Source organism: Geomonas propionica (assembly GCF_016458235.1).
GTDB classification, from domain to species: Bacteria; Desulfobacterota; Desulfuromonadia; order Geobacterales; family Geobacteraceae; genus Geomonas; species Geomonas propionica.
In genome coordinates this window covers 40,676-55,942 of sequence record NZ_JAEMHK010000018.1, presented here as the reverse complement: position 1 = coordinate 55,942, position 15,267 = coordinate 40,676, and the positions used below count along the sequence as shown (strand labels likewise).

14 protein-coding genes are annotated in these 15,267 nt (G+C 62.4%); 4 read left to right on the top strand and 10 right to left on the bottom strand.

The window, feature by feature from the left end:
* Positions 1-9: 9 nt before the first annotated feature.
* Complete coding sequence (locus tag JFN90_RS19645; RefSeq protein ID WP_183345039.1) at positions 10-306, bottom strand: MTH1187 family thiamine-binding protein; 297 nt, start codon at positions 304-306, stop codon at positions 10-12.
* A 212-nt stretch (positions 307-518) separates the two neighbouring features.
* Here JFN90_RS19645 and JFN90_RS19640 point away from each other — a divergent pair, with 212 nt between their 5' ends.
* From JFN90_RS19640 to JFN90_RS19625, 4 genes are all read left to right on the top strand, one after another.
* The gene (locus JFN90_RS19640; RefSeq protein WP_199396821.1) at positions 519-1,451 is read left to right on the top strand and encodes an NAD(P)H-binding protein; all 933 of its coding nucleotides are present in this window, start codon (positions 519-521) and stop codon (positions 1,449-1,451) included.
* Positions 1,452-1,554: 103 nt separating this feature from the next.
* A complete protein-coding gene (locus JFN90_RS19635) occupies positions 1,555-1,947 on the top strand; it encodes a response regulator (RefSeq protein WP_199396820.1) in 393 nt (130 codons plus the stop codon).
* 18 nt (positions 1,948-1,965) lie between these two features.
* A complete protein-coding gene (locus JFN90_RS19630) occupies positions 1,966-2,685 on the top strand; it encodes a PilZ domain-containing protein (protein ID WP_199396819.1) in 720 nt (239 codons plus the stop codon).
* Between the two features lie 24 nt (positions 2,686-2,709).
* Entirely contained in the window at positions 2,710-3,420 is a 711-nt protein-coding gene (locus JFN90_RS19625) for a cytidylate kinase-like family protein (RefSeq protein WP_199396818.1), read from the top strand.
* Positions 3,421-3,429: 9 nt separating this feature from the next.
* On the opposite strand, the gene JFN90_RS19620 is transcribed toward JFN90_RS19625, so the two are convergent.
* The 9 genes from JFN90_RS19620 to JFN90_RS19580 form a co-directional block, all read right to left on the bottom strand.
* Positions 3,430-5,598, bottom strand: a complete 2,169-nt coding sequence (locus JFN90_RS19620; RefSeq protein WP_199396817.1) for an alpha-amylase family protein — start codon at positions 5,596-5,598, stop codon at positions 3,430-3,432.
* A gap of 252 nt (positions 5,599-5,850) precedes the next feature.
* Positions 5,851-6,276, bottom strand: coding sequence for a MarR family winged helix-turn-helix transcriptional regulator (locus tag JFN90_RS19615; RefSeq protein WP_199396816.1), 426 nt, complete (start codon positions 6,274-6,276; stop codon positions 5,851-5,853).
* Positions 6,277-6,375: 99 nt separating this feature from the next.
* Complete coding sequence (locus JFN90_RS19610) at positions 6,376-8,433, bottom strand: PocR ligand-binding domain-containing protein (RefSeq protein ID WP_199396815.1); 2,058 nt, start codon at positions 8,431-8,433, stop codon at positions 6,376-6,378.
* 164 nt (positions 8,434-8,597) lie between these two features.
* Positions 8,598-9,197 carry a response regulator gene (locus JFN90_RS19605; RefSeq protein ID WP_199396814.1) on the bottom strand — a complete coding sequence of 200 codons (600 nt, stop codon included), beginning with the start codon at positions 9,195-9,197 and terminating at the stop codon, positions 8,598-8,600.
* Positions 9,198-9,226: 29 nt separating this feature from the next.
* Positions 9,227-11,137 (bottom strand): PAS domain-containing hybrid sensor histidine kinase/response regulator, encoded by a 1,911-nt coding sequence (locus JFN90_RS19600; RefSeq protein WP_199396813.1) that lies wholly within the window; start codon positions 11,135-11,137, stop codon positions 9,227-9,229.
* Positions 11,138-11,321: 184 nt separating this feature from the next.
* Entirely contained in the window at positions 11,322-12,077 is a 756-nt protein-coding gene (modA, locus tag JFN90_RS19595) for a molybdate ABC transporter substrate-binding protein (RefSeq protein ID WP_199396812.1), read from the bottom strand.
* Positions 12,078-12,325: 248 nt separating this feature from the next.
* Entirely contained in the window at positions 12,326-12,742 is a 417-nt protein-coding gene (locus tag JFN90_RS19590; RefSeq protein WP_199396811.1) for a DUF350 domain-containing protein, read from the bottom strand.
* A gap of 1 nt (position 12,743) precedes the next feature.
* A complete protein-coding gene (locus tag JFN90_RS19585; RefSeq protein ID WP_199396810.1) occupies positions 12,744-13,877 on the bottom strand; it encodes a glutathionylspermidine synthase family protein in 1,134 nt (377 codons plus the stop codon).
* 2 nt (positions 13,878-13,879) lie between these two features.
* A complete protein-coding gene (locus JFN90_RS19580) occupies positions 13,880-15,223 on the bottom strand; it encodes a hypothetical protein (RefSeq protein WP_199396809.1) in 1,344 nt (447 codons plus the stop codon).
* Positions 15,224-15,267: the final 44 nt, after the last annotated feature.

Here is a 15,267-nt window from a genome sequence, read left to right as displayed (position 1 = left end):
TGTCGCTCTTTACATCTTCTCCTTCACGCTCCTGATCTTGTCCTCCATGGTCTGCTCGCGGTCGGTGCGGGTGCCGAGCTTCACGGTGGTGGTGATGCGCGGGGCGCCCATGGCGTGGACGGTTTCGTGGCAGCGCTTGATGGCAGCGAACACCTCGTCCCATTCCCCCTCGATGTTGGTCCCGTAGGAATGCAGTGCGATCTTCAGACCGGCTTCGTTGAGTACCTTTTCACAGGCCGCGATGTAGCTGGAAAGGGAGACGCCGACACCCAGCGGGACGATGCACAGATCTACCATGACTCTCATGACGTATGCTCCTTCACTGCGATTAGTTGACGGCCTTCGGGCACCCCCGGGCCGAGTAGCAATGATAATAGATGATGAGCAGGTTTTAAAGCCGCAAAGTTAATTGCCAGTACCGGACCTGCCCCAGTCTCACCCGTGTTGACTTTGACTGCCAAGGCCCTAAACTGATTCAATTCCCACGCTTCCCACAACTGTAACAGCGGAGAACGCCATTGAGTCAGACAGAGAACGCAACAGCCAAGGTATTGATCACCGGGGCAACGGGCTTCATCGGGAGCAGGCTGGTCAAGGCCCTGGCGGCGGAGGGTATCCCGATACGGTGCCTGGTGCGCAGGCCCGAGGTCGCGTTCCCGCCCCAAGTGGAGGTGGCGCAGGGGGACCTGTTGCAGCGCAACTCGCTGCTCGCGCCGCTGCGGGGGATCGAGACGGCGTACTACCTGGTGCATGCCATGGCCGGGGAGCGCGCAGGGTTCGAGCAGCGCGACCGCCAAGCGGCGGAGAACTTCGTGGCGGCGGCGGAGATGCAGGGGGTGAAGCGGGTCATCTACCTGGGCGGACTGGGCCAGGAGGGGGACCAGCTCTCGGAGCACCTGGCGAGCCGCCTGGAGGTGGCCAGGATCCTGCAGCGCGGCGCTTTCCAGACTACTTACCTGAGAGCCGCCGTAATCATCGGCGCGGGGGGCGCATCCTTCGAGATGATCCGGTACCTCGTGGAGCGGCTTCCGGTCATGATCACGCCACGTTGGGTCTCCACCCGCTGTCAGTTCATCGCGGTGCAGGACGTGATCGCCTACCTGGTGGGGTGCCTGAAGGACCCGCGCACCGCCGGGCAGACATACGACATCGGCGGGCCTGAACTCTTGTCCTACCGGGACATGATGGAGCGCTTCGCGGAGGTGGAAAAGAAGTTCATCAAGATCATCCCGGTCCCCTTCCTGACCCCGAAGCTCTCCTCCTACTGGGTCTGGCTCATCACGCCGGTTAAGCCCTCCATTTCCATGCCGCTTATCGAGGGGCTCGGCAACGAGGTCATCTGCCACGACCAAGCGATCAGGAGCATCCTTCCCATTCCGCTTACCGGATTCGACGAGGCGGTGCGACGGGCCCTCGAGGAGGAGTCGGGTACCTTTCCTCTTCAAGGTTAATTAAGGAGAGCCGATAAGATAGGCAGCGCCGGCAGCCGTCCAGTGCCCAATCTGCCAGGACATCAGGCGCATGGTTAACGGTGCAGAGGGCCAGGGGAGATACATGGACTGTTTGATCATTGAAGACAACGAATTCCTGCGCGAGGGTCTCATGATGTTCCTGCAGGGAGTGGCGCAGACCCAGACGGCGGGCAACGGCCGGGAAGGGGTGGACCGCTTCGTCGCGGCCCTGCAGCAGGGTAACCCCTTCGACCTGGTGCTGCTCGACATCGTCATGCCGGAGCTGGACGGGCTGCAGGCCCTCAAGTTGATGCGCCAGGCCGAGCGGGAGCAAGGGGGCAACGGCCGCAAGAGCGTGATCATCATGACGACTTCGCTCAACTCCCCCGCCGACATGGAAGAGGCGATGTGGGACGGCGATTGTTCCGATTACCTGGTGAAACCGGTGGCGCGAGCCGACCTGATGGCCATCCTGCAACGCCACGGCCTGCTTTGAAGCCGGAAGGGACCGAACATGGAGCCTAACTTTTACCGGCCAACGGTGCAAAGCACCCTGGAGCAGGACTCGGCGGAGATACTCTCCAGTTTCAAGGAGATGATCAAGAGCGGGTCGGGGGGCAGGGTGAAACTGCTCAACTACTACAAGGGGCTGCCGATCAGCTACCCGGCCACCATGGTGGAGGTCAGCGGGCAGGTCCTGAAGTTGGACGTGCACCCGCAGCAGGCCGTGGCCTTGGGACTCTCCGGGCGGACCTGCATCAAGTGCGGCAGCTTCAGGCACACCTTGCTGGCCGACGTCAAGGACGCGGACGTGCGGCGCATGATGGCCTCGCTGCACAACTTCAGCTACGTGGACCTGATGGCGGAGCAGCGCGCCTCGCTGCGGCTCGAACTGGATCCCCCCTGCCAGGCGGAGATAACCGCGTTGGGGCGCAAGGTGGCGGCGCAGGCGCTGGATGTGTCGTTGGGAGGATTCTCGGCGCTCACCTCGCAGCCGAGCCAACTGGCGAAGGGGGATGAGGTGCTGCTCAAGGTGATGATGCCCAACCTGCTGCACAACACGGTGACCGCGCTGGAAGTGCCGGCGACAGTGGTGGACGTGGCCTGCGGCGACGACGGCGATCTGTGCCGCTTTTCCATCAGTTCCGATGCACAGGCCGAAGGGGTGCTGTCCCGTTTCATCTTCCAGCGCCAGGTGGACCTGATCCGGGAGCTCAAGGAAATGAGCAGCTAAGGCAAGCAAGGAGAGGAGAGAGAAATGCCCGACAACCTGTTCATACCGTCGGTGGACCTGCGGATCGGGAGCCTGGAGGAGTACAACCGCAGGCAGAAGGAGAAGGCGGCTTCCCGGCACGCCAAGGCTAAGGCGCGCCCCTGCATCACCATATCGCGGGAGTACGGCTGCACCGGTTATCCGACTGCGGAGCTTTTGCGCGACATCCTGATGCAGAAGACCGGCGAGGAATGGGTCATGATCGACCGCGCCATCATCGAGGAGGTTGCCAAGCGTCACAACCTGTCCCAGGAGATCCTGCGGACGCTGGGCGAGAACAACCGGCTCCTCTCGGAGGTCCTGGCCACCTTCTCGTCGCGCTGGAAGAGCAACTACGATTACTTCCTGCCGCTGTCCCAGCACGTGGTGGCGCTCGCGGAGCAGGGAAACGTCCTGATCCTCGATCTCGGCGGGGCCATCGTGGCCAGACACCTGGAGCATTCCTACCACTTCAGGATCTTCGGTTCCGAGCGGTACAAGGTCACCACCCTCGCCCGGCGCCTCAATATCGAAGAGGAGGAGGCGGAGAAGCTCATGCACCGGCAGCAAAAGGTGCGCGACCGGTTCACCAAGGACTTCCTGAACCAGGACGGCCACGATCCCGCCCTCTACGACATGCTCTTCAACAATGACCGCTGCTCTTCGGACCGGATCGCCCACACCATCGCCGACTTCGTGCTGGCCAAGGCGGGCTGAGAGGGGTAATCAGACCGGCTCCAGCTTCAGGTACTGCACCTCGTTGGCCAGGGTGAACACCACGTAGACGCCGTTTTGGTAGATATCGTCCGCGTCCCGTGGCTCCGGCCAGAGCGCGCGGCGCGCGTCGTCCGCCACCAGGTTCCTCGCCTGGTAGCGCCCGGAGAGCCTGATGTTGTCCGGCAGGCGGAACGTTCCCGCGTTACCCCAGGACACGTTCAGGTTGACGAAAACCAGCGTCACCGCGTCCCGCTCCTCGTTCTCGCGCCGCCAGCGCGCCACCGAAAAGATCTCCTCGTGGAACCCGCCCCCGACCAGCCCCAGGAAGTACCGGTTCGGCTCCCGTAGTTCCGGAGTCGCCGCGCGCGCCTGGTTGATGCGCAAGTACATCCTACCCACCGCCTCCCGCTCCGGGATATGCTCCGTCCACGCCTTGTACATGTTGGCCCAGCTGTCCCGGAAAGGGAGCTTGTCGGCCAGCCCCAGCGGCTGCCCCATGAACACCATGGGACAGCCGTACATGGCTGCGATCACCGCGTAGCGCGCCATCATGGCCCACTTGTCGTCGTTGTCCACCTCGTCGTGGCTGGAGCCGTTGTGCATCACCAGGGCGTCGCCGCCAAAGAGCGTGCTTTCCGCCTCCAGCGAGTGGAACAGTTCCGTCATCCTGACCCCGTTCATCCGGTACAGGTGGTGGTCCTTGGTGGTCAAGACATCGAAGACCCGGTTCAGCCGGTACTGGATCACGTCCGGGTCGAGCACCTCGGCGAGAAAGACGAAGTCCCAGCGCGCTTTCCGGGTGCGGTTCACGATGTACTCCCAGAGCTGGTTGGGGAGCCCCTGTGCGAAGTCGGCCCGGATCCCCGCCAGTTTGCCGCCGCTCTTTTCGATCCAGTAGGGGAGGATGTAGCCGAAGTACTGCCAGAGCTTTTCCGTATCGCTGTCGGCGGCGAGATCGGTGTAGAAGAGGTCACGCTCGTCCTCCGCGTTCCCCTTCGGGTCCCAGTGGGTGACCGGGTTGCCGAAATAGTCGCTGGCCCGGCCGGGCTTGGGACCAAGCGCCGAGTAGTCGCCGAAGAACCAGTCCACGTTGGCGTCGTCCCAGATGTGCTCGTTCAGGCGGTCCGCCGGGGCCCAAACAGCACATTCGAAGTCGGAATGGGCCGCCTCGCGGTAGTAGGGGACGCTGTGCCCGTCGACGAAGGCGGTGCCGCGGGTGCACCAGGAAGGGCGGTGCTCCCGGATCCAGTTTTCCGCCTCCTGCAGGATGCAGAAACTCAGGTCGACGGCGCCGGCACCGTAGATGACGTCGCGGCCGGCGTGGTTGAAGGCAAGGTCGATGAATATGTCCAGCTCCGCGTCGCCCGCCTCCCGGAACAGGGTCTGGAATAGCTCAAGGGCGCGGTCGGCGGCGGCGTTGTCGGCGAGCCACCGGTTGATGCTCCAGTAGTCGCGCGACGAGTAGGGGCTTCCCGGGCTGTCGTTGGGCGCCCAGGTCCAGTTCTGTCGGTCCCAGCGCCACTGCGTGTTCGGGAAGACCGGCATGAGCCAGAGCGTGTTGAAGCCGAGCTCGCCGGTTATGTAGGTGAGCTGGAAGGGGTTGAAACCGTCGAAATCGTGGGTGGAGAGAAAGTCGTCCAGGGTGCTGCGGTTCTCGTAGGAGCCGCCGGCCAGGGCCTCGACGGTGAGGGCGTTGGCCTCGTAGAGGCACGCCCGCGCGGCCTTGCCGGGAGAAACTACCACGGCGCAGTCGCGCTGCAGGGGGCGGTCCGGCCAGGGGGAGAAGTCGTTGTGCCACCACCAGGCGTCGGAGCCGGCGGCGCGGTAGCGGGCGGTGATGCGGTAGGCGCCGCATTTCGCGACCGGCAGGGAGTGGGCGAAGACCAGGTTGTCGAAGGAGTTCCCCTGGTACGACATCCGGTAGGGCATCCAGTACGAGGTGTCCCCCCCGGACTCCGCGAGCGGCTCGTGGGTCTTCACGAAGTCACGGCGGTTCAGGTTGCTGAAAAGCTCGACCTCAAACCCTTCGGGCGGGATCCCCTGCGCCGCGATCTCGACAGTGACCTGGAGCTGTGGCGTGGCGCCGCCCGTGGTCTCGTCCAGCAGCAGCTTCACCGTGCCGTAGTTCCCCGAGCGCCCGTTCACCTTGAGGTTGCCGATCCAAGGACTGTATGCCATCGCTGCACCTCCCGCGCCGGCGGCCGGGCCACCGGCTAAGCTCTCCTTTGGGCAAACAAGTTAGAACAGTAGCGGAGTTTGACGGGTTGGCAACAGGGAGCGCTGCGCCGGAGCGGGCTGTAGGGGCGAATAATCATTCGCCCTGCTCCGTCGCAATCGAGTCGATTTCCGTGTCCTGGGGGAAAGGGGCAGGGGAAGGGAGCTTGCAAAGAACAGTATCTAACAGCATGAAGGGGATGTACGAGATAAAGGCTACGGCAGGTTGGCGCGGATCTTCTTCAAAAGGCGCACCAGTTCCCGCTGTTCCGCCTCGTCCACGCCGCGCCAGATCTGGGCGATCAGGTTGCGCGACACCTCCTCGAAGACCGGCTGCAAAGCCTGTCCCCGCTGCGAGAGCCGGACGTAGACGGTCCTTTGGTCCTGGGTGCTGCTCACTTTGTCCACGTACCCGTTGGCGACCAGCTTCCCCACCAGCGCGGTCACCGTCGACTTGTCGCGGCGCACCGCCTTGGCCAGATCCTTCATGGTCACTTCGGCGTTGTTGAAGAGGTGGTACAGGATGGCGCCGTGCGAAGGGGCAAGCCCCTCGATGCCGAGGCGCTTGAGTTCCTGGAGCAGGTAGCGGTTGATCCCGGCGCGGGTGTCGCTGATGATGGCGGCGATGTTGCGAGTGTCCATGGCATGGGAACTTAGTTTGATGGCCAACTAATGTCAACAAAAAAAACCGGCAGGTTCAGACAGCGTCCCGCCGGTTGGGAAAATCCAGGGGAGAGGGGATCAGTCGTCGGAGAGGAAGGTGTCCTCGATCTTCACGGAAAGGGTGCTGATGTCGAACGGCTTCTGGATGAAGTGCATCCCCTCCTCGACCACGCCGCTTCTCGCCACCAGGTCGGCCGTGTAGCCGGACATGAAGAGCACCTTCACCTCGGGAAAGTTGACCTTGATCTCTCGCACCATGTCGCTGCCGCTCATCCCGGGCATGATGACGTCGGTGAGCACCAGGTCGATTTTGTTCTGCCGGTTGGCGCAGATCTCAATGCCGTCGCGCGGGGTGTCCGCAACGATGACCCGGTAACCCAGTTCCTCCAGGTACGACATGGTGACCGTGCGCACCATGTCGTTGTCCTCGACCAGCAGCACCGTGCCGGAGCCGATCCGGACATCGGTGCATCTCCTCTGGGCTTCGGCGGGCGCGGCGCTGCTGCTGCGGGGTAGGTAGATCTTGAAAGAGGTGCCGTGTCCGACTTCCGAGTAGACGTTGATGAAGCCGCCGTTTTGCCGGATGATGCCGTACACGGTGGCGAGCCCGAGCCCGGTTCCCTTGCCGAGCCCCTTGGTGGTGTAGAAAGGCTCGAAGATGTGTTCCAGCACCTCCTCGCTCATCCCCATCCCGGTGTCGCTCACCACCAACTGCACGTAGTCGCCGGGGGAGGCGTCGTGCAGGTACTGGCAGCTTTTCTGGCTCAGGTGCAGGTTTTCGGTGTGAATGGAGAGGACGCCTCCATCGGGCATGGCGTCGCGCGCGTTGACGGCGAGGTTGACCAGGACCTGGTCGACCTGTGAGGGGTCCATCTTGACCGCCCAAAGGTCGGCGCCGGGGTGGCAGTGCAATGTGATGCTTTCCTCGATCAGCCGTAAGAGCGTCTTTTGTGCCTCGGAGATGAGCTGGTTCAGATCCACCGGCCGCGGGTCGATGATCTCCTTGCGAGAGAAGGCGAGCAACTGCCGGGTGATCTGGCTGGAGCGCTGGGCCGCGATCGCGATCTGTTCGAGCGGTTGCCACAGCGGGTGCCCCTGGGTGATCTTCATCTGGGCCAGCTGCGCCTGTCCCATGATGACGGTGAGCATGTTGTTGAAATCGTGCGCCACCCCTCCGGCGAGCCGCCCCACCGATTCCATTTTCAGCGCCTGGCGCAGCTGTTCCTCGGTGTGCTTGCGCTCGGTGATGTCCCGCACGGTGGCGATAACGCCAACGATCTCGCCGTCCGCGTTTTTAAGCGGCGCCAGGGTGTCGGTATGCCAGATGGAGCGTGGCAAGTCGGGCCGTTGCAGTTCGACTTCCGCCGAATCGACACCGTGACCGGCCAATACCCGCCGCAGTCTCTCGACCACCCCCGACCGCTCCAGCATCGGAAAGACCTCCTGGGGCAGTCTGCCGAGGACCTGCTGCGCGCTAAAGCCTGACATCTCTTCCATGTAACGGTTCCAGACCTGGAAGCGCAGCCCGCAGTCGTAGACGATGATCCCCTCCTGGGCCGAGGCGATGATCTGCTGCACGCGCTCCTCGCTTTCGCGCAGGCACTCCTGCACCTCCAGGCTTCTCAACTGGGTCAGCCCCTGTATGGCGAGCAGTTCGGTCAGGTTGGCGATGAAAGAGAGGTTCTGGTCCAGCTTGTCCTGGCTGATGACCGGGACCCGGTCTATCGCCAGCAGATAGGACGCCTCCTCGAAGCCGTACTTCTCGGCCTGCAGCCGGAAACGCTGGCGATCGGGCGGCTGCAAAAAGAGTTGTCCCGTGAAGATGTTGGCGAGGTGCTCCCCTTCTATGACGAGCGGCGTAGCGGTGTCGGTGAGCCCCAAGGGACAGGTGATCTGGACGTGGCGCTGCTGGTCCTGCAGACCGCTGGTGATTTCCTGGTCGCTTTCGATGCAGAACTTCTCCGTGGTGGGATTGCCGCGGTGAAACTTGGTGCAGATGTCCTGCCACCCGGAGCCGGTCAGGATTTTCCCCTCCAGGTCGATGATGGCCGAAGGTATCCCCGATACCTCGTACAGGCTGTCGAGGATCACTTGCAGTTTCGGAATGTCGAGGAGTTGGTTGATTGAGTATTTCATCAGTTTTCGCTACCGGGATTGTGACTAAAGGGCACTGGATAACAGAGTTTCCGGGAGTCTATCATATTATTTTAATAGGTGACTCTGGAATCCTGTCAATGAGGGAAAAGGAAGAGAGGGAGGGGAAACTTCGAAATTTGGCCTTCGCAAAGGAGGAGCATTGCCTACTTGAGAAACTCATCCATGGCGACCGCGGCGCAGTCGGGGCAATAACTGTGGCTGAACAGCACCTCGGAGTGTTCGGAGAGGTACCCTTCCAGCTGGTTCCAGTAGCCTTGGTCGTCCCTGATTTTCTTGCAGGTCATGCAGATGGGGAGCAGTCCTGAAAGCTCCTTCACCCGCGACAGGGCGGACTGCAGTTCCTGGTTTTGCTGTTGCAGTGCGTCCTTCTGGGACTGCAATTCCAGGTGCACCGCCACGCGCCGGGCCAGGATCGCCGGCTTCACCGGCTTGGTGATGAAGTCCACCGCCCCCATCTCGAAGCCGCGGGTCTCGTCGACCTCCTCGTTGAGCGCGGAGATGAAGATGACGGGGATGCCGCGCAAGCGCGGGTCCTGTTTCAGCAGGCGGCACACCTCGTAACCGTCCATTTCCGGCATCATGATGTCCAAAAGGATCAGGTCCGGAGCCGCGGACTGAAGCAGCCGCAAGGCCTCCTGGCCGCTGTTGGCGCCAATCACTTCGTACTCGCCCCGGAGCATCTTGTAGAGGATGATGAGATTGTCGATGGTGTCGTCTACGACAAGAATAGTTTTTTTTCCCAACTCGCCCTCAATCCAACCAGCAGGTCTGCTTACAGACGCTGATCAATCTGGATGTTCAGTTCCTCACACAGCCTTTGCACTGTCTGCAATGCGCCGGTGCAATCAAACTGCCTGATTTGCTGGTGCAACTGTGACAGCATGGGAGATTTCGGGACAGCATCGACAAGCTCGCTCACTTTGTCCAATACCTCCATGTTCCTTTGCTGTAACAGTGGAACCACGGAGCTAAGTATGTCGGCAACTCTGGTGATGTCAACAAGCTCTGCCGAGGGGGGCGTAGCGGCGTCGGAAGGGGCTTGCGGGGGAAGAACGGGCAACTGCAGGGAGCGCTTCAATTCCTGCAGCAAAGAAGCGATCTCGACCGGTTTGGCGACGTAGCCGTCATAGCCGGCCTTCAGGAACATCTCCTGCTGGTCCTTCAGTGCGTGGGCGGTGAGGGCGATGATGACGGTGCGGTTGCCGGAACCCAGCTCTGCCTCCCTGATGCGGCGCATGGCCTCGTTGCCGTCCATGGTCGGCATCTCCACGTCCATGAGGATGACGTCGAAGCGTTTCTCGCGCCATTTCTGCAGTGCGTCTTCGCCGTCGGCCGCGGTGTCCAGATGGTGGCCGAAGCGCTCCAAAAGCCGGGACATGATGTTGCGGTTGATCTCCTGGTCATCGGCCAGCAGGATGTGCAGCTTCTCCCCCTCCCAGAGGGGCCTCACGTCACTGCGGGAAGGGGTAACCGCGGCCAGCCGCTCGTCGGAGCGCAGAAACGGGATCACCATGCGGAAGCTGCTTCCCGCGTTCTTGCGGCTTTCGGCCCAGATTCGCCCCCCCATCAGTTCGACCAGCTTGGTGCTGATGGAAAGCCCGAGCCCGGTGCCGCCGAATTTGCGCGTGGTGGAACTGTCCTCTTGGCCGAAAGGTGAGAAGACCCGCTCGATGGCCTCCGCGGTGATGCCGATGCCGCTGTCGGTGATGCAGATCTCGAGGTCGGCGGCATCGCCGCGATCCTCCTGCACCGAGACCGAGATGGTGACCCCCCCCTTGTTGGTGAATTTGATGGCGTTGCCCACGATGTTCAGGAGGACCTGTTTCAGTCGCAACTGGTCTCCCACCAAGGTGTCGGGGACGTCCTCGTCGATTACCGGGCGGAGGAACAGCCCCTTTTCCAGGACCGTGCTCATCTGGGCCTTGACGACGTCGTTGATGCTGCGCCTGATGCTGAAGCTGTGTAGTTCCAGGTCGATCTTGCCGGCCTCGACTTTGGAGAGGTCCAGGATGTCGTTGATGATGGCCAAAAGCCCCTCGGAGGAGCCCATGATGCCGTCCACGTACTCCTTTTGTTCAGGGGTGAGGTCGGTGAAGGCGAGCAGTTGCGACATCCCCATGATGCTGTTCATCGGGGTGCGGATTTCGTGACTCATGTTGGCCAAAAAGTCGCTTTTGGCCCGGTTCGCCGCCTCAGCGCTCTCCCGGGCCAGCACCAGTTCCATCTCAGCCATTTTACGGTCGGTAATATCGAAGCAGTAGCCGATGTAGCCGGCGAAGCTGCCGTCCACAGCTTCGATGGGGCGGCCGATGTCCAGGATCCAGCGGAACTCCCCGTCGTGACGGCGCAGGCGATACTCCATCTCGAAGCATTCCCGCTTTTCGAAGGCCCCTAGCCAGATAGCAACGCAGCGCTGCAGGTCTTCCGGGTGCACCCCCTCAGCCCAGCCGCTGCCGTATTCCTGCTCCATGGTCCGGCCAGTGAAGGAGAGCCAGGTGTCGTTGAACCAGTCGCACTCCGCCTTGATGTTGGCGCGCCATATCAGCACCGGTGCCTGTGCCAGGATTTTCAGATAGTGGTCTGCCTGCATTTGTTCGATGGGAGAGGTCGGTACCCCGGCGTGGAGTGTCCCTCTGTCTGAAGATGGGGGCGTGCTGGAAGGGTGACTATCTTTCGTTGCCATTCTGGCCCTCTCCTGGTTGCGGCGCGGGTCTGGACGTCTTCTTTGAGTTTTGAAACATTATTATCAGATAATTTGGTTCTAACAAATATATTTTTTTATCGACAGGCCCGTAGACAAAATCGTTCAAAAAAAGGGGTTTATAGTGACCACTATGAGGGTTTTGTGAGTGGATTGGACGCGAAGTTCAGTCCCGAGGATCGTGGAAAGAGAAACCATGCTTCTTCATGACTGAGACAGATTCCGGCTCCTTGAGATAACGGAAAAAAGCGGAGGCCTCACCCTTTGCCGCCGCGGAGCCGGTGAGCGCCATGGGATAGACGATGCTCGGGTAGAGCTGCCGCGGCACGGTGAAGAGGATGCGCGCGCGCTTCCCCAGCAGCGCGTCGCTGCGATAAACGAACGCCCCCTCCACCTCACCGCGCTCCGCGTACATCATGCTCTCCCGGACGTCCTTGGCAAAGACCAGTTTTCCGCCCAACGCTTGCTCCAATCCGGCCTTTCTGATGGCCGCCATGGCGTACTCGCCGGCGGGGACGCTCTTGGGGCTCCCCAGGGCGATCCTCCCCAAGGCGACGAGGTCCTGCATAGCGGTGACCTTCTTGCCGGTGCTGCCGGCAAAGACCAGGGTATTGCCGGCCAGGGTTTCGCTGGAGGAGATGAGCTTTCTCTGTTTCAAGTAGGCCATCCATTCCTCGTTGGCGGAGATGAAGATGTCTGCCGGTGCGCCGCTCTCAATCTGTTTGGCGAGGGTGCCGGATGCGCCGTAGCTCCTGACGATCCTGACGCCGGGATGCGTTCGGGTGAAGCTGTCGGCCAGTTCGTTGATCGCCTCCTTGAGGCTCGCCGCGGCCGAGACGGCGATTTCGCCGGCGAACACCGGTGTAACGAGCAGCAGCAGGATCAAGAGGGGCGATGCTGCCTGGATCAGTACTTTCTTCATGGCGGGCTCCTTCATACAGCTGGAAATGGACGTCGCGGAACCTCAGCGGTGCCTGCCGTCGTTGCCTCGGTTACAGAACGCGTGCCATTACTGGCTAGTGGGGTGAACCTCAATGATAAAGGGGGATTGGCAAAGGGGACGAGAGAAAAGAGACGGGAGGTGTGCCGGGAAAAGGGGCAACTGCCACGGGATGCGGCACAGGCTCCCCCCTCCCAGCCTCCCCCCTCCGGGGGGAGGGGCAGTCGGTGCTAGTAGGTCATGCAGGCGGCGTTCAGGATGCCGGCGGCGAGGGAGAGGGCACCGAGCAGGACGGCCGGGGCCAGCACGTCACTGGCGATGGCGCGGCTCAGGTCGGCAAAGATCAGGCGCAGCACAAGGAACGTCAGCAGCTGGACCAGCAGGGCGATGCCCGCCCAGACCAGCATGTCCAGGAACGAGATGCTGTGGGCGATGGCGCTGGCCAGGGAGATGGCGAAGCCGAGCAGCGCCCCGGCAAAGCTTACGGCGGGCGCCACCTTCCCCTGCGCGATCAATTTGAACTCGGGGTAGGGGGTGATGCGCACGTAGATGACGCAGAACAGGGCCACCAGCAGCGCCGCGGCCAGAAAATGCAAGAAGTAGCCGTCCACTCCCCCAAGGGATTCCACCACCGTTACCGAATTCATCTCATCCCTCCACGAAAAAGTGCGGCAGGAACCTGCTGCCGTTGGTGGTGATTTCCGTCGCGTCCTCGCGGATGCCGATACCGGCGGGGTCGCCGTCGATCACCCAGGAACCGATCACCGGGTAGTTGCCGCCGAAACAGGGGAGCGGTTGGTAGCGCTGCATGATGTAGCCGTCGGCGCCGTAACTGCCGGGAGTGCTGGTCACGCTCCCCTCGCGATGGATCTCGATGTTGCTCCCTTCCCGGGAGAAGAGCGGCTTGCGCACGAACTCCCCCTGCAGGGGACGCTCCTCGAAGCGTGCCTCCAGGAGGTTCGGGTGCCCCTCGAACAGGTCCCAGAGGATGGGGAGAATCCCCTTGTTGCTGAGTACCATCTTCCAGGCGGGTTCCAACAGGCGGGTCTTGGCCCGGGTCAGGTGGCGGCCGAACTCCTCCCGGATCATCCACTCCCATGGGTAGAGCTTGAACAGGGTCCGGATGGGCGCGTTGTCCAGGTCGACGAACTCCAACCGCGTGCTGTCCCAGCCGATCTCCTCGATGAAGAGCCTGCGCGTGCGCGCGCCCCCCTGCAGCGCGGTGTCGCGCAGGTATTCCAGGTTGCCCAGGTCCTCGATTGCGTCGTCTGAGCAGGCGAAGTGGACCGGATTCTGCTCCAGGTTCGGCCAGCGCTGCCAGAAACCGATCAGCTTCTCGTGGATGGAATTGAATTGGTCCTGGTCGGGGCGGGTCTCCCGCAGCCAGAACCACTGCACCACGCTCGCCTCCAGCAGCGAGGTGGGGGTGTCCGCGTTGTACTCGTACATCTTGGGTGCGCCGTTGCCGTCCCACACCAGGTCGAAGCGCCCGTACAGGGTGGGCTCGTCGTTCTCCCAGGAATCGATCACCAGCGGAGCAAATTCCTTGGGGATGCGGAGCTTCGCGAACAGGTCGCGCCGGATCACCTCCTCGACGGCCTGCAGGCAGAGCGAGTGCAGTTCGGCGGTGGCGATGTCGAGGGTGTCGATCTCGCTGCGCGTGAAGCGGTAGCAGGCGGATTCGTCCCAGTAGGGTGCACCGTCGATGGTGTGGTAGAGCATCCCCACGGACTCGACCCGTTCCCGCCAATTGTCGCGCGGAGTCACCGCGATCCTCTGCACCGTTACCCTCCGAAGCCGCCGTGGAAGCCGCCCAGCGAGCCGAAGCCCCCGCGGCTCACGCTGGTCACGCCAATGGCGCGGGCACCCCGGCCGCCATAGCCGCCGGAACCGCCGCCGTAGCCGCTGCTGCCGTAGCGGGGCCCGTAGTAGCGCCCTCCGCCGCCATGGCCGCCACCGGAGCTTTCGCTCGGGACCTCCCGGCAGGAGGCGTCACCCCAATCGTCCTGGCAGTCCTTCTTGTTGGCGTAGAGGTAGTGGTTCTCCTCCCCGTAGCTCACCACCGCCAGGGTCCCCATGAGCACCAGGGAAATCTGCAGGGAGCGTCGTGGCAGCAGTTGCGTCGGCGCCAGGGAGGATTCAGGCGCGGGCTTGCTGGCGGACAGTCGCTCCCAGGTGGAAAGACGCGGATAACCGTCCCTGAAGTAGAACCAGGCCACGATCATGAAGAGGTACAGGTCGAGGGCGTTGCCGAACAGGATGAAGAGTAAAAGCCCCATCGCGCCGACGAGGACGGCGACCGTGGCGCAGTAGAAGACGTTGAGATCGGCCCGGTCCAGCCGCTCCATGACCGGGGCCACACCTGCGTCGCCGCTACGGCGCGCGGCGGCGCTCCAGTGCCTGATCAGGAAGAAGCCGCCGAGGGCGAGCGCGATGCCGGAGACCCGGATGGGGTAGGCGGGGAGGGAAAGGCCAATCCCCATGAAGACGTCGGAGAGCCCGACGGTGAATATGGCGACGAGGGTGAACAGCAGGAAGAAGCCCGCCATGAGGCGGTAGCTTCCCGCCGCCTTCAGGAACTGGTCCGAGGCGATCTTGTTGCAGTGGGATTCGGTGGCCCCCGAGGTCCTGTCGGCGAACCGGACGTGGTGGACGTCCTGCAGGTAGCCGATGGCGTCGGCCAAATCGTCCTCGCAGATCAGGTAGCGGTACACCGTGATCGACTCGCGCAGGTTCTTATCGGAGCCGTGGCAGAGCTTCAGGTTCTGTTGGTTGGTGACCTGCGCTTTCAGGTCGTAGACCGGGATCTCCTGGATGCCGAGGAGCCCCCTTTTGAAGATCCGGTCCGGGGTGAACATGATTTCCTGGGTGAGCAGGCAGTCCGCGCCGAGTTGCAAGCAGACGACCAGGGCGATGACACAGAGGATCTGGAAGACGAAGAAGCCGTCCTCGAGGAAGAGCTGCAAGATGGGGAACAGTATGACGGGGGCGATGAGCGTGCTGAGCTTGGGCCAAAGCAGGTACCGTATGGTAAAGGTTTCCCCCTCCTGCCAGCGCCGCTGGGAGCGCTCCGGGTGGTTCGGCTGGTTGTCCATCTGGTCGAACTCGATCTTTTCGAAAAGGCCCATGGCACTCCCCGCTGAAGTAATGGCGGTCGGAATATATGCCACAG

What these genes read in the sequence shown, in the direction of transcription:
- JFN90_RS19645 (WP_183345039.1), bottom strand. Translation starts at nt 306, where the DNA reads ATGAGAGTCATGGTAGATCTGTGCATCGTCCCGCTGGGTGTCGGCGTC.
- JFN90_RS19615 (WP_199396816.1), bottom strand. Translation starts at nt 6,276, where the DNA reads ATGGACACTCGCAACATCGCCGCCATCATCAGCGACACCCGCGCCGGG.
- JFN90_RS19590 (WP_199396811.1), bottom strand. Translation starts at nt 12,742, where the DNA reads ATGAATTCGGTAACGGTGGTGGAATCCCTTGGGGGAGTGGACGGCTAC.
- JFN90_RS19635 (WP_199396820.1), top strand. Translation starts at nt 1,555, where the DNA reads ATGGACTGTTTGATCATTGAAGACAACGAATTCCTGCGCGAGGGTCTC.
- JFN90_RS19620 (WP_199396817.1), bottom strand. Translation starts at nt 5,598, where the DNA reads ATGGCATACAGTCCTTGGATCGGCAACCTCAAGGTGAACGGGCGCTCG.
- JFN90_RS19630 (WP_199396819.1), top strand. Translation starts at nt 1,966, where the DNA reads ATGGAGCCTAACTTTTACCGGCCAACGGTGCAAAGCACCCTGGAGCAG.
- JFN90_RS19625 (WP_199396818.1), top strand. Translation starts at nt 2,710, where the DNA reads ATGCCCGACAACCTGTTCATACCGTCGGTGGACCTGCGGATCGGGAGC.
- modA (WP_199396812.1), bottom strand. Translation starts at nt 12,077, where the DNA reads ATGAAGAAAGTACTGATCCAGGCAGCATCGCCCCTCTTGATCCTGCTG.
- JFN90_RS19600 (WP_199396813.1), bottom strand. Translation starts at nt 11,137, where the DNA reads ATGGCAACGAAAGATAGTCACCCTTCCAGCACGCCCCCATCTTCAGAC.
- JFN90_RS19580 (WP_199396809.1), bottom strand. Translation starts at nt 15,223, where the DNA reads ATGGGCCTTTTCGAAAAGATCGAGTTCGACCAGATGGACAACCAGCCG.
- JFN90_RS19610 (WP_199396815.1), bottom strand. Translation starts at nt 8,433, where the DNA reads ATGAAATACTCAATCAACCAACTCCTCGACATTCCGAAACTGCAAGTG.